The 20558-nt window shown below is 69.0% G+C and carries 19 protein-coding genes; 16 read left to right on the forward strand and 3 right to left on the reverse strand.

The window, feature by feature from the left end; translation table 11 throughout:
• Positions 1 to 9: 9 nt before the first annotated feature.
• From tolQ to ftsH, 8 genes are all read left to right on the forward strand, one after another.
• A complete protein-coding gene (tolQ, locus tag JUB11_RS15180) occupies positions 10 to 738 on the forward strand; it encodes a protein TolQ (RefSeq protein ID WP_207459402.1) in 729 nt (242 codons plus the stop codon).
• Position 739: 1 nt separating this feature from the next.
• Positions 740 to 1225: a biopolymer transporter ExbD gene (locus JUB11_RS15185; RefSeq protein WP_207459403.1), complete on the forward strand. Its 486-nt coding sequence runs from the start codon at positions 740 to 742 to the stop codon at positions 1223 to 1225.
• A 17-nt stretch (positions 1226 to 1242) separates the two neighbouring features.
• The gene (locus JUB11_RS15190) at positions 1243 to 2373 is read left to right on the forward strand and encodes a hypothetical protein (RefSeq protein WP_207459404.1); all 1131 of its coding nucleotides are present in this window, start codon (positions 1243 to 1245) and stop codon (positions 2371 to 2373) included.
• A gap of 2 nt (positions 2374 to 2375) precedes the next feature.
• Positions 2376 to 3722 (forward strand): Tol-Pal system beta propeller repeat protein TolB, encoded by a 1347-nt coding sequence (tolB, locus tag JUB11_RS15195; RefSeq protein WP_207459405.1) that lies wholly within the window; start codon positions 2376 to 2378, stop codon positions 3720 to 3722.
• A 157-nt stretch (positions 3723 to 3879) separates the two neighbouring features.
• A complete protein-coding gene (gene pal, locus JUB11_RS15200) occupies positions 3880 to 4356 on the forward strand; it encodes a peptidoglycan-associated lipoprotein Pal (RefSeq protein WP_207459406.1) in 477 nt (158 codons plus the stop codon).
• A 283-nt stretch (positions 4357 to 4639) separates the two neighbouring features.
• A complete protein-coding gene (gene ybgF, locus JUB11_RS15205; RefSeq protein WP_207459407.1) occupies positions 4640 to 5530 on the forward strand; it encodes a tol-pal system protein YbgF in 891 nt (296 codons plus the stop codon).
• A gap of 44 nt (positions 5531 to 5574) precedes the next feature.
• Positions 5575 to 6897 (forward strand): tRNA lysidine(34) synthetase TilS, encoded by a 1323-nt coding sequence (gene tilS, locus JUB11_RS15210; RefSeq protein ID WP_207459408.1) that lies wholly within the window; start codon positions 5575 to 5577, stop codon positions 6895 to 6897.
• Between the two features lie 96 nt (positions 6898 to 6993).
• On the forward strand, positions 6994 to 8925 hold the full coding sequence (gene ftsH / locus JUB11_RS15215; RefSeq protein ID WP_207459409.1) for an ATP-dependent zinc metalloprotease FtsH: 1932 nt from the start codon (positions 6994 to 6996) through the stop codon (positions 8923 to 8925).
• Between the two features lie 97 nt (positions 8926 to 9022).
• On the opposite strand, the gene JUB11_RS15220 is transcribed toward ftsH, so the two are convergent.
• Positions 9023 to 9895, reverse strand: coding sequence for a LysR family transcriptional regulator (locus JUB11_RS15220; protein ID WP_207459410.1), 873 nt, complete (start codon positions 9893 to 9895; stop codon positions 9023 to 9025).
• Between the two features lie 141 nt (positions 9896 to 10036).
• Positions 10037 to 11725, reverse strand: a complete 1689-nt coding sequence (locus JUB11_RS15225) for a cache domain-containing protein (protein WP_207459411.1) — start codon at positions 11723 to 11725, stop codon at positions 10037 to 10039.
• A gap of 265 nt (positions 11726 to 11990) precedes the next feature.
• Between JUB11_RS15225 and folP the strand changes: the two genes are divergently transcribed.
• The 3 genes from folP (at position 11991) to thiD (ending at position 15437) form a co-directional block, all read left to right on the forward strand.
• Complete coding sequence (gene folP, locus JUB11_RS15230; protein ID WP_207459412.1) at positions 11991 to 13124, forward strand: dihydropteroate synthase; 1134 nt, start codon at positions 11991 to 11993, stop codon at positions 13122 to 13124.
• 136 nt (positions 13125 to 13260) lie between these two features.
• The gene (gene glmM, locus JUB11_RS15235; protein WP_207459413.1) at positions 13261 to 14637 is read left to right on the forward strand and encodes a phosphoglucosamine mutase; all 1377 of its coding nucleotides are present in this window, start codon (positions 13261 to 13263) and stop codon (positions 14635 to 14637) included.
• Positions 14637 to 15437 carry a bifunctional hydroxymethylpyrimidine kinase/phosphomethylpyrimidine kinase gene (gene thiD, locus JUB11_RS15240; protein ID WP_207459414.1) on the forward strand — a complete coding sequence of 267 codons (801 nt, stop codon included), beginning with the start codon at positions 14637 to 14639 and terminating at the stop codon, positions 15435 to 15437. The genes glmM and thiD overlap by 1 nt, the downstream gene beginning before the upstream one ends.
• Positions 15438 to 15566: 129 nt before the next feature.
• Here thiD and JUB11_RS15245 read toward each other — a convergent pair whose 3' ends face one another.
• Entirely contained in the window at positions 15567 to 16961 is a 1395-nt protein-coding gene (locus JUB11_RS15245) for a PLP-dependent aminotransferase family protein (RefSeq protein ID WP_207459415.1), read from the reverse strand.
• Positions 16962 to 17213: 252 nt separating this feature from the next.
• On the opposite strand from JUB11_RS15245, the gene JUB11_RS15250 reads away from it, so the two are divergent.
• From JUB11_RS15250 to JUB11_RS15270, 5 genes are all read left to right on the forward strand, one after another.
• Complete coding sequence (locus JUB11_RS15250) at positions 17214 to 17480, forward strand: DUF1127 domain-containing protein (RefSeq protein ID WP_207459416.1); 267 nt, start codon at positions 17214 to 17216, stop codon at positions 17478 to 17480.
• A gap of 4 nt (positions 17481 to 17484) precedes the next feature.
• A complete protein-coding gene (locus JUB11_RS15255) occupies positions 17485 to 17910 on the forward strand; it encodes a GNAT family N-acetyltransferase (RefSeq protein ID WP_207459417.1) in 426 nt (141 codons plus the stop codon).
• 24 nt (positions 17911 to 17934) lie between these two features.
• Positions 17935 to 18726, forward strand: coding sequence for a PhzF family phenazine biosynthesis protein (locus tag JUB11_RS15260; protein WP_207459418.1), 792 nt, complete (start codon positions 17935 to 17937; stop codon positions 18724 to 18726).
• Between the two features lie 14 nt (positions 18727 to 18740).
• Entirely contained in the window at positions 18741 to 19196 is a 456-nt protein-coding gene (locus JUB11_RS15265) for a MaoC family dehydratase (RefSeq protein ID WP_207459419.1), read from the forward strand.
• Between the two features lie 130 nt (positions 19197 to 19326).
• Positions 19327 to 20484 carry a phosphoserine transaminase gene (locus JUB11_RS15270; RefSeq protein ID WP_207459420.1) on the forward strand — a complete coding sequence of 386 codons (1158 nt, stop codon included), beginning with the start codon at positions 19327 to 19329 and terminating at the stop codon, positions 20482 to 20484.
• Positions 20485 to 20558 lie beyond the last annotated feature (74 nt).

Genomic DNA, 20558 nt, shown 5'->3' on the forward strand with positions numbered 1-20558 from the left:
CACCCCGCGATGGACGCCGTTAACACCGCCCAGATGGTCGGGGCCGCCGCCCAGACCCACGACCTTTCCATGTGGGGCCTGTTCTGGCAGGCCGACCTGATCGTCAAGACCGTCATGCTGATGCTGGTGGTCGCCTCGGTCTGGTGCTGGAGCATCATCATCGAGAAGCTGATGCGCATCCGCCGGCTGAACGCGCAGGCGGACGCCTTCGAGGAGAGCTTCTGGTCGGGCGGGTCGCTCGACGCGCTGTACGACCGCATCGGCAAGACCCCGGCCGACCCCATGGCCGCGACCTTCGCGGCTGGCATGCGCGAATGGCGCATGGCCTCCGAGCGCGGCCTCAGCGGCGGACTGAAGGGCAGCCTCCAGCAGCGGGTCGAGCGCGTCATGTCGGTGACCATCGGCCGCGAGATGGCGCGGGCCGAACGCTACATGACCTTCCTGGCCTCGGTCGGGTCGACGGCTCCCTTCATCGGGCTGTTCGGTACGGTCTGGGGCATCATGAACTCCTTCACCTCGATCGCGGGTTCGGGCAACACCAGCCTCGCCGTGGTGGCGCCAGGCATCGCGGAGGCGCTGTTCGCCACCGCCATGGGCCTGCTGGCCGCCATCCCCGCCGTCGTCTCCTACAACAAGTTCTCCACCGACCTTGGCCGCTACGCCGACCGGCTGGAGACCTTCTCGGGCGAGTTCTCGGCGATCCTGTCTCGCCACCTCGAGGAGCGGGGGGCCGCCTGAGATGGGAGCGCAGCTCGCAGGAAAGAGCGGAGGCCGGGGCAAGCGCCGCGGCTACCGCGCGATGTCCGAGATCAACATGACGCCCTTCATCGACGTCATGCTGGTCCTGCTGATCGTCTTCATGGTCGCCGCCCCGATGCTCACCGTCGGCGTGCCGGTCGATTTGCCCAAGACCAACGCGGCTCCATTGGAGCCGCAGAAGGATCCGCTTTTCGTGACGGTGCAGACCGACGGGCGCGTCTTCGTGCAGGAGACTCCGGTGGAGTTGACGGCCATGGTGCCGCTGCTGATCGCCGTCACCGACAACAACCCGGAAGCCCGCATCCTGGTGCGCGGTGACGCCAAGATCGCCTATGGCAAGATGCTGGAAGTCATGGGCACCATGAGCGCCGCCGGCTTCAAGAAGGTCGGCCTGGTCGCCGAGATGCCCAACGCCCCGACCGCGCCCGGCCCGAAGGTCGGCGCCGCGGCCCCGGCGAACCGCTGAGGCCGGGTCCGGACGCCATGCGCAAACCCCTGATCGCCTCGGCAACGCTGCACGTCGCGCTGGTCGCGCTGTTCGTGCTCGGCATGCCGCCCAGCGATCGCACGCTGGAGCTGCCCGCCTCCGTCCCGATCGAGATCGTGGACGTCAGCGAGCTGACCCAGATGGCGCGGATCGACCAGGGCGAGCCGACGCCGAATCCGCCGGCACCGAAGCCCCCGACCCCGGAAGCCAAGCCGGCCCCGGCCCCGCCCGAGCCCGTGGCCGAGGCGCCTCCACCCCCGCCTCCGCCGCCTCCCAAGGCGCCGGAGCCGCCCAAGGTCGCCGAGACGCCGCCGCCGAAGCCGGCCCCCACGCCGGCTCCGCCGCCGCCCCCACCACCGCCTCCTCCCCCGCCGCCTCCGCCGGACCCGGAACCCGCGCCGACTCCCAAGCCGCCGCCCTCGCCGCCGGAGCCGCCCAAGCCGCAGCCTCCCAAGCCCGAGCCCCCGAAGCCGGAGCCCCCGAAGGAGCAGCCGAAGCCCGAGCCTCCCAAGGAGCAGCCGAAGAAGCCGGAGCCCCCGAAGGAGCAGCCGAAGCCCGAGCCTCCCAAGGAACAGGCGAAGAAGCCGGAACCGCCGAAGGAGCAGCCCAAGAAGCCGCCTCCCAAGGAGGTCGCCGAGACCGACCCTCTGGCCGATCTGCTGAGTTCGGTCGACAAGATCAAGCCTTCGACGAGTTCCAAGTCCGACGCCAAGGCGGCTCCGAGCGACGCCAAGCCGACGCGGACGGCTCAGGCGCCGTCCGGCGCCGCGAAGGCCGTCGCCGGCCCCGACAAGCCCTTCAAGCCGTCGGGCCGGGCCATCGACGCGATCCGCGGCCAGGTGGGGAAGAACTGGAACTTCGATCCGGGGCGGAAGGACTCGAACTCGATGCAGGTGGAGATCCGCATCGAGGTCGGGCGCGACCGCCGGGTGCTGAACGCGTACATCGACGAGAAGTACCGTTCGCGCTATCTCTCCGACGCCGCGTTCCGCGCCGCCGCCGACGCGGCCGTGCGCGCGGTCAAGCGTTCGAGCCCGCTCGACCTGCTGACGGAAGAGTTCACGGACAGCACCTACGAACAGTGGCGTTACATCGTGTTCACCTTCGACCCGAGGGACATGTTCTGACCATGAATAAGAAGACACGGCTTCTGCTGAAGCTCGCCGGCTACGCCGGCGCGTTGATCCTCTCCCTCGGCGTCGCCGCCCCGCACACGGCGCAGGCCGAACTGCGCATCGACATCACCCGCGGCGTCGTCGAGCCTCTGCCCATCGCGATCACCAGCTTCGCCGGTTCCGGCGGGCGGGAGGCGCAGATGGGCGCCGACATCTCGCGGGTGATCTCCGCCGATCTGGAGCGGTCGGGCCTGTTCCGTCCGCTCGACCCGCGCGGCTTCCTGCAGACGCCGGAACAGCTGCGCGCGGGCGAGCCGCGCTACGAGGACTGGCGCGCCGCCGGCGCCCAGGCGCTGGTCGCGGGCAACACCACGGCACTGGGCGATGGCCGCACCAAGGTCGATTTCCGCCTGTGGGACGTCGCCGCCGGCCAGTACATGCAGGGCCTGTCCTACACCGCCACCCCGGACAGCTGGCGCCGCATCGCGCACATCATCGCCGACGCCATCTACAAGCGGCTGACCGGCGAGGACGGCTATTTCGACACGCGCATCGTCTACGTGTCGGAATCCGGCCCGGCGAACAACCGGCTGAAGAGGCTGGCGATCATGGATCAGGATGGTGAGAACCACCAGTTCCTGACCGACGGACAGAGTCTGGTGCTTACTCCGCGTTTCTCGCCGACGACGCAGGAGATCACCTACATGTCCTACTTCAACCGCCGGCCGCGCGTTTACCTGTTCAACATCGACACGGGCCGCCAGGAGGTGCTGGGCGATTTTCCCGGCATGACCTTCGCGCCGCGCTTCTCGCCGGACGGCAACCGCGTCGTCATGAGCATGGCGCAGAACGGCAACACGGACATCTACACGCTGGACTTGCGCACCCGCCGCCAGACCCAGCTCACCGACAGCCCCGGCATCGACACCGCCCCCAGCTATTCGCCGGACGGCCAGCGGATCGTCTTCGAATCCGACCGCGGCGGCAGCCAGCAGCTCTACATCATGGGCGCCAACGGTTCGGGCGTGAAGCGGCTGACCTTCGGCGAGGGTCGCTACGGCACGCCGGTCTGGTCGCCCCGCGGCGACCTCATCGCCTTCACGCGGCAGCGCGGCAGCAGCTTCGCCGTCGGCGTGATCCGGCCCGACGGCACCGGTGAGCGCATCCTGTCCGAAGGCTTCCACGTCGAAGGGCCGACCTGGGCGCCGAACGGCCGCGTCATCATGTTCTTCAAGGACTTGCCGGCCGGCAACGGGCGCAGCGCCAAGCTTTATTCCATCGATATCACGGGCAGCAATGAACGCCGTGTGATCACTCCGCTGGATGCTTCGGATCCCGCATGGTCGCCCTTGATTCCCTAGTGTAGTAGTACTATTTTGCGGCGCGCAAGAACGGCGCCCAGGCGTGGAACGAGGCTAAGCCCGGTCCACGCCGGCCGTCGGGGTCTGTCGGCTTAGCCGCCGTTCATGCGAGACAGCACAGCCAAAACACAGCATTCGTTTCAGGGGGTCATTGGACATGCGCGTTAAGTTTCTGAGCCTGCTCGCCGCCGTCGCTCTCGTCGCCGCTTGCGAAACCGCTCCGCAGGACACCGGCGCCGGCGCCGCCACCGGCGCGAACGCCGCCGGCTCCGTCCGTCCGGGGTCGCAGGAAGACCTCGTCGTGAACGTCGGCGACCGCGTCTTCTTCGGTCTGGACCGCTACGACCTGTCGCCGGAGGCCCGTGGCACTCTGGACCGTCAGGCCCAGTGGCTGAAGTCCTACCCGAACGTCACCGTGACGATGGAAGGCCATGCCGACGAGCGCGGCACCCGCGAGTACAACCTCGCCCTGGGTGAGCGCCGCGCCAACTCCGTGAAGAACTACCTCGTCGCCCAGGGCATCAACTCGGCCCGCGTCAAGGTCGTTTCCTACGGCAAGGAGCGTCCGGCCGTTCTCGGTTCGAACGAGGCCGCCTGGGCCCAGAACCGCCGCGGCGTGACCGTCGTCGACTAACGACACGGAACACACCGCTCCGGTGGTCCGGCACGGTCCGGACCACCGATAGAGGTCATGAAGCGCCGCTCCGGGCAACCGGGGCGGCGCTTCGCGTTTCATGCCCGGTTGCCCCCATGGGCGGATGCCCGCCCGCAAATTGATGCGGCCGGGCGGCGGAAAGGCGCGTGGCGCCTTCTTTCGCGCGGGCTGCGCTTCTGCTAAACAGCGGCCATAGTTTTGCCGGGATGACCCGGCAGGGTTGCCTCCATCGGCCATCTCGCGTCCGGACAGGGCCTCGCACATGACCAAGACCTCTTCCTTCGCCGCCCTTCTTCTCGGTGGCCTGATTTGCGGCGGCACCGCCTTCGCCCAGACCGACAATGGCGAACGCGCCATGGCCGAGCGGCTGGAACGGCTTGAGACGGGCGTCGCGGCGCTCGGCGGGAACATCGAGGTCGCGCAGGCATGGCCCCGGGAGGAGCAGGTCGCCCAGATGCCTCAAGGGCTCGCCGCCGACTTCGAGATCCGCATTCAGGCGCTGGAGCGCGCCCTGTCGGAGCTGACCGGCCGGTATGAGGAAGCCACCCACCAGATCACGCAGCTCCGCGACCGGATGGAGCGGATGAACAGCGACCTGGAATTCCGCCTGAAGGACATCGAGGCCGGTGCCGGCGGCGGTGCGCTCGCCGGTGGCGGAGCCTTGCCGCCTTCCGCGGATTCGGCCCTGCCGCCGGAGCCGGCCGCGCCCAAGCCCGCCCCCGCGAAGACGCAGACCGCGGCCGTGGCCGCACCCCCGGCGGGTGCCGGGCCGGACCAGCAGTACGAGCATGCCTTTGCGCTGCTGCGCGAGGCGAAGTATGCCGAGGCCGAGAAGGCCTTCACCGACTTCCTGGCCAAGAACCAGAACCACAAGCTTGCCGGCAACGCGCAGTACTGGCTCGGCGAGTCCTATTACGTGCGCAACAAGTTCCCGGAAGCCGCCGGCGCCTTTGCGGAAGGACTGAAGAAGTATCCGAAGAACGGAAAGGCGGGCGACAACCTGCTGAAACTCGGCATGTCCCTGCAGAAGCTGAACAAGAACAAGGAGGCCTGCACGGCCTATTCGCAGCTTCTTCAGAAGTTCCCGGACGCTTCGGCCAGCGTGAAGCGCCGCGCCGATACGGAGCGCAAGCGCCTCAATTGCGCGGCCTGACGCCGGAAACGTCTCCGGTCGGTCCGGAGGAATTCGCAACTCTCATGGCGCGGATCGGTGGCTTCGAGCCGTCGCCCCGACTGGCCGTCGGCGTCTCCGGCGGGGCGGACAGCCTGGCCCTCGCGCTGCTCCTCCAGGGCTGGGTGGCGGCGCGGGGCGGGTCGCTCCTGGCGCTGACGGTGGATCACCGCCTGCGCCCCGAGGCCGCCGCCGAGGCCGAACGCGTCGGCACCTGGCTCACGGCGCACGGAATTCCCCACGGCATCCTTCATTGGGAGGGCGACAAGCCTTCCGCCGGCATCCAGGAGGCAGCGCGCGGTGCGCGGCACCGCCTGCTGGGAGAGCGTTGCCGTGCCGAAGGCATCCTTCACCTTGCCCTGGCGCACCATCGGGATGACCAGGCGGAAACCGTGCTTCTGCGTCTGTCCCGCGGCTCGGGCGTCGATGGTCTCGCCGGCATGGCGCCGGTTCGGGCGGAGGGGCCCGTCCGGCTGATCCGCCCCTGCCTCGACCTCTCCCACGAGCGTCTTGCCGCCACCTGCCACGCGGCCGGGCAGGACTGGATCGAGGATCCCTCCAACCGCAACCCCGCCTATGCCCGCGCCCGGCTGCGCGCCGTCGCCGGCCTGCTGGCCGGGGAGGGGCTGGACGCCGGGCGGCTCGCCGCCACCGCGCGCCGCGCCGGACGCGCGCGCCGCGCGCTGGAGGAATCGGCCGCAACGCTTCTCGCGGAAGCCGCCGAGATCCACCCCGAGGGCTGGATCCGCCTCGACCCGGTTCCGCTGTTCCGGGCGCCCGCGGAGTTGGGCCTGCGCGCCCTGGGGCGGTGCCTCGCCGTCGTCGGCGGGGCCGCCTACGGTCCCAGGGACGAGGCGCTGGAACGGCTGCACGGCGAGATCGGCACCGCTCTGGCGCGCGGGGAGACGCCGAGGGCGCGGACGCTCGGCGGCTGCCGCATCCAGCCGCGCCGCGGCGGGCTGGCCATTGCGCGCGAGCCGGACGCGGCGGCCGAGCGGCTCCCGCTCGCGCCCGGCGGGAGCGTCTGGTGGGACCGCCGTTTCACCGTGTCGCTGGCGTCCGGCCCGGGGCAGGGCGGCGGGCGGGAAGGGCTGGCCGTGGCCCGATTGGGAGGGCAGGGCTGGCGCTCGGCCCTGGCGCTGCGCCCGGAACTCGCCCGCCTCGGCTCGCCCGAATCGGCGCGCTCCTCCCTGCCGGCCCTTTGGTCCGGGGACAGGCTGGTGGGGGTGCCGAGCCTCAACCTTATGGCAGAGGAACAGGCTCTTACGGCTGAGGCCCTTTTCACCCCCGCGGCATCGTTGGCCGGACCCGCCTTTTCGGTTGTTTATGGAACCGATGGCATTATGTAATCATGGAAACGTGCCCATGAGATCGGCCATGACATCGGGGGGTGGCCTACGTCTCGGCGTACCGATCGCCGCTGGGTTCGCAGAAAGGCGTGTAACGTGAACAACTTCGGCAAAAATCTAGCGCTCTGGATCATCATAGGGCTGCTGCTCGTAGCCCTCTTCAACCTGTTCCAGAGTTCTTCCACCCGTGGCCCGCAAACCACGGTCCCGTACAGCGAACTGGTGGCCGAAGTGGACCGTGGCCAGGTGGCCGACGTGACCATCAAGGGCAACCAGGTCTCCGGTCACTTCACCGACGGGCGCTCCTTCAGCACCTACATCCCGCCGGAAGCCAACCTGGTCCAGCGCCTGAGCGAGCGGAACGTCCGCATCAGCGCCGTGCCGGACGACAGCAACGTGCCGTCGCTCTTCTCGGTGCTGCTGTCCTGGTTCCCGATGCTGCTGCTGATCGGCGTGTGGATCTTCTTCATGCGCCAGATGCAGTCGGGCGGCGGCAAGGCCATGGGCTTCGGCAAGTCGCGCGCTCGCCTGCTGACCGAAAAGGTCGGCCGCGTCACCTTCGACGACGTCGCGGGCATCGACGAAGCCAAGCAGGAGCTGTCGGAGGTCGTCGAGTTCCTGAAGGACCCGCAGAAGTTCCAGCGCCTCGGCGGCAAGATCCCGAAGGGCGTGCTTCTGGTCGGCCCTCCGGGCACCGGTAAGACGCTGACCGCGCGCGCCGTGGCGGGCGAGGCCAACGTGCCCTTCTTCACGATCTCCGGTTCGGACTTCGTCGAGATGTTCGTGGGCGTCGGCGCCAGCCGTGTCCGCGACATGTTCGAGCAGGGCAAGAAGAACGCCCCCTGCATCATCTTCATCGACGAGATCGACGCCGTCGGCCGCCATCGCGGCGCCGGGCTGGGCGGCGGCAACGACGAGCGCGAGCAGACCCTGAACCAGCTCCTGGTCGAGATGGATGGTTTCGAGGCGAACGAGGGCGTCATCCTTATCGCCGCGACCAACCGCCCCGACGTGCTCGACCCCGCGCTGCTGCGTCCGGGCCGCTTCGACCGCCAGGTCGTCGTGCCGAACCCTGACGTTCTCGGCCGCGAGAAGATCCTGAAGGTCCACATGCGCAAGGTGCCTCTGGCGCCGGACGTGGACGCCAAGGTCATCGCCCGCGGCACGCCGGGCTTCTCCGGCGCCGATCTGTCGAACCTCGTCAACGAGGCCGCCCTGCTCGCCGCCCGCATCGGCAAGCGCGTCGTCTCGATGGCCGAGTTCGAGGCCGCCAAGGACAAGGTCATGATGGGCGCGGAACGCCGCTCCATGGTCATGACCGAATCCGAGAAGAAGCTGACCGCCTACCACGAGGCTGGCCACGCCATCTGCGCCGTGCACGAGGCGGACAGCGATCCGGTCCACAAGGCCACCATCATCCCGCGTGGCCGTGCGCTGGGCATGGTGATGCGCCTGCCGGAAGGCGACCGCATCTCCCTGTCGCAGGCCAAGCTGCGCGCCGACCTCGTCGTCGCCATGGGCGGCCGCATCGCCGAGGAGCTGATCTTCGGGCCGGATCGCGTCACCACCGGCGCCTCGGGCGACATCAAGATGGCGACCGAGATGGCGCGCCGCATGGTCACCGAATGGGGCATGAGCGACAAGCTGGGCCCGCTGCTCTACGGCGAGCCGACGCAGGAGGTCTTCCTCGGCCACTCCGTCACCCAGCACAAGAACATGTCCGACCGCACCGCCCAGGTGGTGGACGAGGAGATCCGCCGGATCGTGGACGAGGGTTACCAGAAGGCCCGCAAGGTCCTGACGGAGAACATCGACCAGCTCCACGCGGTCGCCAAGGCCCTGTTGGAGTACGAGACGCTGAGCGGCGAGGACATCCAGCGCATCCTGCGCGGCGAGCCGCTGATCCGGGACGACGACAAGGCGGAAAGCTACTCCGCCGCCCCGCCTCGGACCCCGACCCCCGGACGCCGCAGCTCGGTCCCCACGACCGACGGCAAGGGCATGGATCCGGAGCCGCAGGGCACCTGATCCGGTCCCGACCGGGAGTGGACAAGTAAGAAGAACCGGCGTCCGAAAGGGCGCCGGTTTTTTCGTTCCGGAACCTGGTGATCCGGTATCGGCGAGATCAGGGCGCCTGCGACTCCTGCGCGAGCCAGTCGCGGAAGGCGGCCATCGGCGGGGAGAGCGGTTTCGATTTCAGCCAGGTGAGCCAATAGCTGCCGCGCAGCACGGTGGCGGCGAAGGGCTGTTCGATCCAGCCCGACGCGATCTGCCGGCGGAACATCACCGGTGGGGCGAGCGCCACGCCGACGCCCATCATTGCCGCTTCCACCATGGTCCAGGTGGAGTCGAAGACGGGTCCCTTGATCGGCGGCGCCTCCGCCCCGGCCGCGGCGAACCAGCCCGGCCATTCGTCCAGCCGGTAGGACCGCAGCAGGGCCTCCCGGGCGACATCCCTGGGCTCCCGCAGCCGCGCGGCGATGTCCGGTGTGCAGAGAACGGAGAGCGGCGCGTCGAACAGCTTCACGGCGTCGGTGCCGTGCCAGGCGCCGTCGCCGAAGCGGATGGCGCAGTCGAGCCCTTCGGCGGCGATGTCCACCCGGTTGTTGTTCGTGGACAGCCGCAGGTCGACCAAGGGATTGCTCCGCCGGAAGGCGGGCAGGCGCGGCAGCAGCCAACCGACGGCGAAGGTGCCGACGGCGCCGACCGTCAGCACCTCCCGGTATTGGCCGCCCTCGAACCGGTCCAGAAGCTCGCCGATGCGGTCGAAGGAGTCCTGGAGCGTGGGGAGGAGCGCCGACCCCTCGTCCGTCAGGGCGAGGCCGCGGGGCAGGCGATGGAACAGGCTGGTCCCGAGCCGTTCCTCCAGCAGCTTGACCTGATGGCTGACGGCGGCCTGGGTGACGCAGAGTTCGATGGCGGCCTTGGTGAAGCTGAGGTGGCGCGCCGACGCCTCGAAGGCGCGCAGGGCGTTCAGCGGCAGATAGGGGCGAACCATCCCTGGCCCAGGTTACTGTCGGAATTCCGTCCAGCTACCATCCTTCGCCAGGCGGGAGCCAGCGGAATGTTCCGGAGCCGGCATCTCCTTCGGAAACCGCAGGGCGGGTGCTCCACGGCCATGCGGAGCGCCCATGACGGTTCAAGCGGCCCGGATGCCGTCCAGGAAGCGGCTGACCTCCTTGCGCAGCGCGCCGGCCTGGCTCGACAGCTCGCCCGACGCGCCGAGCACCTGGGTGGCCGCCGCACCGGTCTCCCCGGCTGCCTGCTTGACCTGGGTGAGGTTGTCGGACACCTCGCGGGTGCCGGCGGCGGCTTCGCCGACGTTGCGGCAGATCTCGGAGGTCGCGGCGCTCTGCTGCTCGACCGAGAGGCTGATCGCGCCGGTGATGTCGTTCATCGCGGCGATCGTGCCGCCTATGTTGCGGATGGCTGCGACGGCTTCGCCGGTGGATGTCTGCATCGCGGAGATATGCTGGGCGATCTCGTCCGTCGCCTTGGCGGTCTGGTTGGCGAGGTTCTTCACCTCGTTGGCGACGACGGCGAAGCCCTTGCCCGCCTCTCCGGCGCGCGCGGCCTCGATCGTCGCGTTCAGCGCCAGCAGGTTCGTCTGCGACGCGATGCTCTGGATCAGGCTCACCACGTCGCCGATCCGTTGTGCGGCTTCCGACAGGCCGGCCACCGTGACGTTGGTGCGGCCGGCTTCCTGGACCGCCTCTCCGGCGATGGAGGAGGAGGTGGCGACCTGCCGCGCGATCTCCTCGAGCGAGGAGGTCATCTCCTCGGCGGCGGCGGCGACCGTCTGGACGTTGGCGGAGGTCTGCTCCGATGCGCTGGCCGAGGAGGCGGCCTGCCGGCTGGTTTCCTCGGCGATGGCGGCCATGCCCTTGGCGGTCGCGTCGAGCTGGACGGTAGCACTGCCCACGCCGCGCAGCACGTCGGCGATGCTCCGCTCGAACTGCTCGATCAGCGCGTCCACCCGTTGCGAGCGCCGCTCCTTGGCCGCCTGCTCGGCGGCCTGCCTCTCCTCGAGCTGCCGGCGCGCGACGGCGTTGTCGCGGAAGACCACGACGGCGCGCGCCATTTCCGACAGCTCGGTCCGGTCGTTTCCGGCGGCGACGTTGATCTCCGTGTCGCCCTCGGCCAGCCGGTGCATCGCGTCGGTCATCCCGCCGAGCGGCCCGGTGATGGAGCGGGCGATGGTGACGGAGGCGCCGATCACGACCAGGGCCATGGCGGTGAGCATCAGCAGCGCCCGCTTGGCCTCGTTCCACACGGCGGTCGCCACGTCGTCCATGTAGATGCCGGTGCCGACGATCCAGCCCCAAGGCTTGAAGGTCCGCACGTGCGACAGCTTGTCGACCGGCTCCGTCAGGCCGGGCTTGGACCACATGTAGCCGACATAGCCGCTGCCCTTCTCCTTGGCGACCCGGACGAACTCGCGGAACATGTAAGTGCCCGCGGGGTCCTGGAAGTCCGCCATGGTCTTGCCGACCAGCTCCGGCTTCACCGGATGCAACAGAATCTTGTGGTCGAAATCGTTGATCCAGAGATACTCGCCGCCGCTGTAGCGCATGGCGCCAATGGTTTCCATCGCCAGCTTCTGCGCCTGCTCACGCGGCAGACGGCCGGCGTTCGCCTCCGCCTCGTAGCGGGCCAGGACTCCCTCGGCGATGTCGATCACATCGCGCAGCGCCTTCTCGCGCTCGGCGAGGATGGTGGCGCGAACCTCGTAGAGTTCGCTCGCCGCCATGCCGGCCAGCCCAAGGAGCGTCAGGACGACGATGCCGCCGAGCCTCGCCCTGATCGTGATGCGATTGAGAAACCCCATGTTTTCCTTCCCCGTCGGACATCGCCCGTTTGGGGCTACTGTGCGCTTGCGTACAATTCCGGTCAATTAAATAGAAAACATGTCACAATGGGCGCTGTTCGGTTGTGGCTGCAACGTCAGCGTGCCGGAAACCTGGTCATGCCGGCCCTTCTCTTCTCAACGGCTGTACAGGTGCAGGGGACGGAAAAAACGGAGAAACACGTTCCATGCCGTTCCATTCTGTTCCATAGAGGGGATCTCGCACCAACAGCCAGGCCGCGCCGCAATGCCGCCCTCATCCAAATCCGCCGCGGGATCGCTCGCCTCCTTCTGCCCCTGGGCCGCCGAGGAGGGCGTGCGCGTCTATCTCCGGCCGGTCGGGCTGCTGCCGGTGGATGCCTGGGCAAAGGGGGCCGCCGTGCCGCTGGCGGGCGGGCGTTTCGCCTTTTCCAGCGCCGAACTGATCGTGCGCCGGGGCGCCTCGGTCGAGCGCGCCTACGCCCCGCTCTCCGAGATCATGAGCTGGGGCGTGGAGCGCGGCCGCGCCGTCGCCACCCGGCTCGACCGCCAGCTCGCCGCCCTGACCCGGACGCGGGCACCCTTTGCCGGGCTGGATCTCGGCCGGCCGCTGATCATGGGCATCGTCAACGTGACGCCCGACAGCTTCTCCGACGGCGGCGACTTCTTCGACCCCTCCTCGGCCATCGCCCATGGCGAGGCGCTGCTGGAGGCAGGCGCCGACATCCTGGACATCGGCGGCGAATCCACGCGCCCCGGCTCCACCCCCGTGCCGCCGGACGAGGAGGGGCGCCGCGTCGTTCCCGTCATCCGGCATTTCGCGGAGAAGGGCGCGGTGGTCTCCGCCGACACGCGGCACACGGCGGTGATGAGGGTGGCGGTCGATGCGGGCGCCCGCATCATCAACGACGTCGCCGGCCTGCGCGACGTGGGCAGCGTGAAGTTCGCCGCCACATCCGGGACGCCCGTGGTGCTGATGCACATGCTGGGCGAGGATCCCCAGTCCATGATGGACCGGATGGACTATCAGGACGCCGCGCTCGACGTGTTCGACTGGCTGGAGGGCAGGGTTGAATCCTGCCTCGCCGCGGGCATCGCGCCGGAGAATCTCTGCGTCGATCCCGGCATCGGCTTCGGCAAGACGAACACCCACAGCCTCCACATCCTACGCCACACGGCGATGTACCACGCGCTGGGCTTCCCGCTGCTGATCGGGCTGTCGCGCAAGGGCTTCATCGGCAAGCTGTCGCGCGGCGAGCCGCCCAAGGAGCGTGTGGCCGGTTCCCTGATCGCCGGATTCGAGACGCTGGGGCAGGGCGCGCAGATCCTGCGCGTCCACGACGTCGCAGAAACCTTCCAGGCGCGCGCCGTGTGGGAAAGCCTGCACCCCGCCGCCACCTGAAAGGGTAAAAAACACCCGCTCCATAACCCTTTCGCTCATGCGCGGAAGGGTTCTTGACCCGCCACGCCCGAAAGGGTGAAAAGTCGGGATCGCGCGCGGACGCGGTACCATCGGCAGGCGCATTTTCGAGGGTTCCATGACACGACAGCTCTTCGGCACCGACGGCATTCGCGGCACCGCCAACATCGATCCGATGACCGCCGAGACGGCGCTGCGCGTGGCGATGGCGACCGCCCTGCAGTTCCGCCGGGGCGACCACCGTCACCGCGTGGTGATCGGCAAGGACACGCGCCTGTCCGGCTATCTGCTTGAGCCGGCGCTGACCGCCGGCTTCATCTCCATGGGCATGGACGTGGTGCTGGTCGGCCCGCTGCCGACCCCGGCCGTCGCCATGCTGACGCGCAGCTTGCGCGCCGACATGGGCGTGATGATCTCCGCCTCCCACAACCCCTACCAGGACAACGGCATCAAGCTGTTCGGTCCGGATGGCTACAAGCTGTCGGACGAGGTCGAGGCGGCGATCGAGGCGCGGCTGGCCCGCGACTTCTGCACGGACCTGGCGGCGCCGCCGGACCTCGGCCGGGCGAGCCGCCTGGACGACGCGACCGGCCGCTACATCGAATATGTGAAGAACACCTTCCCGCGCGGGCTGCGGCTCGATGGGCTCAAGATCGTGGTGGACTGCGCGCATGGCGCCGCCTACCGCGTGGCGCCCAAGGTGCTCTACGAACTCGGCGCCGACGTGGTGCCGATCGGCGTCGCGCCGGACGGCATCAACATCAACAAGGGCTGCGGCGCGACCGCCACCCAGCTCCTCCAGGAACAGGTGGTGGCGAACGGTGCCCATCTGGGCATCGCGCTGGACGGCGACGCCGACCGGCTGATCATGGTGGACGAGGCCGGCCGCGCCATCGACGGCGACCAGCTGATGGCGCTGATCGCGAGTTCCTGGGCGCGGGCGCAGTCGCTGAAGGGCGGCGGCGTGGTCGCCACGGTCATGTCGAACCTCGGCATGGAGCGGCACCTCACCTCGCTCGGCCTGCACCTGGCCCGTACGCCGGTCGGCGACCGCTACGTGGTCGAGCACATGCGCGAGCGCGGCTACAACGTCGGCGGCGAGCAGTCGGGCCATGTCGTGCTGTCCGACTATTCCACCACCGGCGACGGGCTGATCGCGGCACTCCAGGTTCTGGCCGTGCTGATCCAGGCCGAGGGCAAGCCGGCCAGCGAGGTCTGCCGCGTCTTCGCGCCGGTGCCTCAGAAGCTGACCAACGTGCGCTTCGCCGCCGGCTCCAAGCCGCTGGACGACGCGGCCGTCAAGGCCGCGATCCGCGAGGGGGAAGCGCGGCTCCAGGGATGCGGCCGCCTGCTGATCCGCAAGTCCGGCACCGAGCCGCTGATCCGCGTCATGGCGGAATGCGACGACGAGAGCCTCGTGAACACGGTCGTGGCCGACATCGCCGCCGCGATTCAATCGGCCGCGAGCACCGGCCAAACGGTAGAGACGGTGTGATGAAGGGACGCGTACTGATCGTCGCCGGGTCCGACTCCGGCGGCGGCGCCGGCATCCAGGCCGACATCAAGGCGGTGAGCGCGCTCGACGCCTTCGCCGCCACGGCCATCGCCGCCCTGACGGCGCAGAACACCACCGGCGTCTATGGCGTGGTTCCGGTCGACCCGGCCTTCGTCGCCCTTCAGATGAAGGTGGTGCTGGAGGACATCGGCGCCGACGCCGTGAAGATCGGCATGCTCGCCAACGCCGCCGTCATCGAGGCGGTGGTCGGCGCCTATCAGGATTACGCGGGGGGCGTGCCGCTGATCGTGGATCCGGTGATGGTCGCCAAGAGCGGCCATTTCCTGCTGGAGCAGGAGGCGGTGAAGACGCTGGTGGAACGGATGCTTCCCCTGGCCGCCGTGGTGACCCCCAACCTGCCCGAGGCCGAGGCCCTGACCGGGATCACCGTGCGCACGCTGGACGACATGCGCCGTGCTGCCGAGCGCATCCGCTCCTTCGGGCCGAAGGCGGTTCTTCTGAAGGGCGGGCACCTGGAGGGCAACGAGGTCAGCGACCTTCTGCTGTCCGACGAGGGCGAGGAGGTTTTCGAAAGCTCCCGCATCCACACGGCCCACACCCACGGCACCGGCTGCACCCTGGCCTCCGCCCTCTCCGCCGGCATCGCCCAGGGACTGTCCGTGCGTGACGCCGTGGCCCGCGCGCGGGACTATGTCGAAAAGGCCATCCTCACCGCGCCGGGACTGGGGCAGGGACACGGTCCACTGAACCACCTGCACACGGTGCGGCCGTTTCCGTGAGTGAGCGAAGGCCTGAGCCTTTGAATATTGGAGTGTTCGGGTGGCAGGCTTCAGGAGACGGGTTTTGAATTTTTAGGCCTTGTTGAGGCCAGAAGCAGCCATTCCCGCGTCGGCCCTTCCCACACCCCCTCACACGATCGACTGCGTGGCCGACACCGGCTGAGCCAGCGCCTCGGCAAGCGCGCGGGCGCCGCGTTCGACTTCCTCGCGGGTGCGGGGCATGCGCAGGCCGACGCGGACGGCGTGGGGCGCGCTGGCCCGACCGACGGCGAAGGTGTCGGCGCCGATGACCATGGCGCCGCGCCGGCGGACCTCCGACACGAAATCATCGCGCCGCCAGGGCTCGGGCAGGACGAGCCACAGATGCTGAGCGTTGGGATGGCCGCAGATGACGCTGGGCGGCAGGATCGCGCGGGCGATCGCCTGACGGGCGGCGTCCTCGCTACGCTGCGCCTCGGCGAAGCGGTCGGCGCTGCCGTCGAGGATCCAGCGCGTGGCCACCTCGGCCGGAAGCGCGGGCGCCGAATATTGCAGGGCGTGGATCGCCGACTCGATCCGCGGCACCAGGGACGGCGGCGCCACCACGTAACCGACCCGCAGGCCGGCCGAGACGCTTTTCGACAGGCTGGAGACATAAACGGTGATGTCCGGCGCGATGGCTTGGATCGGCTTCGCGTCCGCCACGAGGAATCCGAACACATCGTCTTCGATCAGCATCACGCCATATCGGCGGGCGATCCCGGCGATCTCCCCGCGGCGCTCCATCGGCATCAGCGACCCGGTCGGGTTCTGCATCGTCGGAACCAGATAGGCAGCCTTCGGCGCCAAGCGGCGGCAGGCGCTGTCGAAGGCGTCCGGCACAAGCCCATGTTCGTCCAGCGCCACGCCCTCCAGGTGATAGCCCTGGGTGGATGCCAGCGCCTTCACGCCGTAGTTGGCGAGCCGTTCGGTCAGGACCACGTCGCCGGGGCGGGCGACGGCGGCCAGCGCCACGGCCAGCCCGTTCTGCGCGCCCGTCGTCAGAAGCACGGATTCGGCCTTCGCGGACACCCGGTGCTGGCGCGCCAGCCATTGCGCGCCGGCGGCGCGGTGCGCCGGAAGACCGGCATGGGGCGCGTAGTCGAGCAGCTGGGCGGCGCCGCCCGAGGCGGCAATGGCCGCCAGCGCCGTGCCGAAGGCCTGCGCGGCATCGGTGTGCTCGGCCCGCAGCGTGGTCATGTTGATCGCCGCGTCCTCGGCGATCGCCTCCCAGGTCGTGTTGCCGTTGCGGCCGCCGAGCCGCTGGCCCTGCACGAAGGTGCCGCGCCCGACCTCGCCGCCGATCAGGCCGCGCTTCTCGGCCTCGGCGTAGGCACGCGTGATGGTGCCGACCGTGACGCCGAGCTGGTAGGCGAGTTCCCGGTGCGTCGGCAGGCGCATCCCGGCGGGCAGCCTTCCGCTCGCGATGTCCTCCCCCAGCGCGTCGGCGATGGCGCGGTAGCGAGGGCCCTGGTGCTTTTCGAGGTCGGGAATCCACTGTGTCATAGGGACAAGTGTGACATTGTCTCTCTTCCCAGGCAAGAGCACGCGCGATTGTCACCATTGTTTGAACGCGCACATCCCAGCTTTCCCGGTGCCTGTAGGCGTATTTCGGCCCTGTGCCTCGGAAGACGCATCCGACCTCGGCAATGTCATGGTGACAATATACCATATTGACCCTCTCGATTGCCGCTCCATACTCTCGATTGTCTCAATTGATTGGGCACGGACTTTCCCAGAGAGAAGATGGAGGGTGTCATGCGTACCACCGAAACGACCCATAGCCGCGGCGCTGCCCTGACGGCCGGCACCGCCACCCGCGCGGTTGCCGGGACGGTCCAGGTGCGCATCGTCACCGCCATCTTCCGCCCGCTCTGGATCTTGATCGAGCTGGTCATGTCGGTGCATGAGCGGTGGCGGCAGCGGCAGCATCTGATGATGCTGGACGACCACCTGTTGAAGGACATCGGCCTGAGCCGCGCCGACGCGGACCAGGAGACGTCCAAACCCTTCTGGAAGGAATGAAGCCTTGACCGAGACCGTGACCGGCCAGCCCATCCGTTACGCCGTCGAGCCGGACCTTTCGGCCGATGAGTTCATCGACGTCCTGGAACGCTCCGGGCTGGCCGAGCGCCGGCCCGTCTCCGACCGGCCCCGCGTCGAGGGCATGCTGCGCAACGCCGGGCTGATCGTCACGGCACGGTCGGGCGACCTCCTGGTCGGGGTCGCCCGTTCCGTCACGGACTTCGCCTATTGCTGCTACCTGTCCGACCTCGCGGTTGACCGCGATTGCCAGGGTCGGGGCGTCGGCCGGGAGCTGATGCGCCGCACCCGGGCGGAGGTCGGGGAGGGGGTTGCCTGCATCCTGCTCTCAGCCCCGAAGGCGGTCACCTTCTACGAGCAGTCCGGACTGGAGCGGCACAACCAGGCCTTCCTGTTCACCCACAAGCCCTGAGATACCGTGAAAAGAGGCCGCCCCATGCGCCTGCCCATCTATCAGGTCGACGCCTTCACCGACCGGCTGTTCGGCGGCAACCCCGCCGCCGTGGTGCCGTTGGAAGGCTGGCTCCCCGACGATCTGCTCCAGACCATCGCGGCGGAGAACAACCTGTCGGAAACGGCCTTCTTCGTGCCGGACGGCAGCGGCTATGAACTGCGCTGGTTCACTCCGGCGGTGGAGGTGGACCTGTGCGGCCATGCGACGCTGGCGACCGCCTGCGTCATCGCGACGCTTCTGGACAGGGGCCGGGAGCGCATCGACTTCACCACCCGCAAGGCCGGCACGCTGACCGTCACCCGCGAGGGCGGCGTCTACACCCTGGACTTTCCCAGCCGTCCGCCGGAACTGGTCGAGGCTCCGCACCCGGACCTCGCCGCGGCACTGGGCGGCCCGGCTCCCTCCGCCGTCCTGGGCGCGCGCGACTATCTCGTGGTGTATGAAAACGCCGCGGACGTTCTGGCGCTGAAGCCTGACATGGCGCGGCTGGCCGCGGTGGACCGCTTCGCCGTCTGCGTCACGGCACCGGGCGGCGACGGGGTGGACTTCGTCTCCCGCTTCTTCGCGCCGGCGCGCGGCATACCGGAGGACCCGGTGACCGGATCGGCTCATTGCATGCTGATCCCCTATTGGGCGCGCCGCCTCGGCAAGGAGAGGCTGGCGGCCCGGCAGGTCTCCAGGCGCGGCGGTTCGCTCCGTTGCGAACTGGCCGGCGACCGGGTCAGGATAGGCGGCGAGGCGGTCCTCTATCTCGAGGGCAGCATCCACATCTGAGACAGGGGAGACGCATGGCGGGGCGGCATTATGAGGAGTTCCGGGTCGGCGACGTCTTCGAGACGGGGGAGGCGACGCTCAGCGAAGGCGAAATCATCGAGTTCGCCCGCCGTTACGATCCGCAATCCTTCCATGTCGATGCCGAGGCCGCCGCCAAGGGGCCGTTCGGCGGGCTGATCGCCAGCGGATTCCAGACGCTGGCTCTGACCTTCCGGCTGCTGGTCGACACCGGCATCATCGACGACACCAGCCAAGGCGGCTCCGGCGGGGACGAACTCCGCTGGACGCGTCCCGTGCGGCCCGGCGACACCCTGCGCGTCCGCGCCGAGGTGATCGAGACGCGGCCGTCGAGCCGGGGCGGGCGGGGCACCGTGCGGCTGGCCTACACGACGCTCAATCAGCGTGGCGAGGTGGTCATGACCATCACGCTGAACCATCTTGTCGCCTGCCGGATGACCGACGCGGGCTGATCCGCCCGTGCGTCCGTGCAAGCCATGCGGCACCGGTGCCGATTGACGGGCTCCGGCGCTTTTCCTATCGTCCGCGCGCCATTCACAGCCCCACTCATCCGGACCTCCGGTCCGGGCAGGAGTCCCTCTCATGAAGCCCAGCCGCCGGCCGCAAAACCCGCTCTTCTCCTCCGGCCCCTGCGCCAAACGCCCTGGCTGGTCGCTGGAGGAACTGGACGTGTCGGTGCTCGGCCGCTCGCACCGGTCCAAGCCCGGAAAGGCCAAGCTGAAGGAGGTCATCGACCTCTCGCGCGCGGTGCTGGGCGTGCCGAGCGACTACCGCATCGGCATCGTCCCGGCCTCCGACACCGGGGCCGTGGAAATGATCCTCTGGTCGGTGCTGGGCGCCCGCGGCGTGGACATGCTGGCTTGGGAGAGCTTTGGCAAGGAGTGGGTGACGGACGTCACCAAGCAGCTCAAGCTTCCCGACGTCCGTCTGCACCAATCCGATTACGGCGCCCTGCCGGACCTGTCCAGGATCGACTTCGCGCGCGACGTGGTCTTCACCTGGAACGGCACGACCGCGGGCGTGCGCGTGCCCAATGGCGACTGGATCGCGTCGGACCGGCAGGGGCTGACGATCTGCGACGCGACCTCGGCCGCCTTCGCGATGGACCTGCCCTGGGACAAGCTCGACGTCGTAACCTGGTCCTGGCAGAAGGTGCTGGGCGGCGAGGGCGCCCACGGCATGCTGGTGCTGAGCCCGCGCGCGGTGGAGCGTCTGGAGAGCTTCCAGCCCGACCGGCCCCTGCCGAAGATCTTCCGCCTGACCAAGGGCGGCAAGCTGATCGAAGGCATCTTCGAGGGCGACACGATCAACACCCCTTCGATGCTGGCCGTCGAGGACGCCATCGACGGGCTGCGCTGGGCCTTGCGCGTCGGCGGGCTGCCGCAGCTCATCCGCCGGTCGGAGCACAATCTGGAAATCGTCGCGGAGTGGGAGCGAGACAGCAAGTGGGCCGGGTTCCTGGCGGCGGACCCGGCGACGCGCTCCTGCACTTCGATTTGCCTGCGCTTCACCGATCCGGAGGTGACGGCCATGGGACCGGACCAGCAGGCGGCCTTCGCGAAGCGGATGGCGGCCCTGCTGGAGAAGGAGGAGGCGGCACTCGACGTCGGTTCCTACCGCGATGCCCCTCCCGGTCTGCGGCTGTGGGGCGGCGCCACCATCGAGGCCGAGGACATGGACGCCGTCCTCCCCTGGCTCGACTGGGCCTTCGCTGTGGTCAAGGCCGAGATGAAGGGCTGAGGTCCGACGGTTTCTTGCGAACGTTCCGAGATAGGGCGTTCAATAAAAGAACATTCCTTATCCGTCATCCCCGC

Origin of the sequence: Azospirillum sp. SYSU D00513 (assembly GCF_017356015.1) — a bacterium.
In the GTDB taxonomy this organism is placed as follows: Bacteria; Pseudomonadota; Alphaproteobacteria; order Azospirillales; family Azospirillaceae; genus Azospirillum.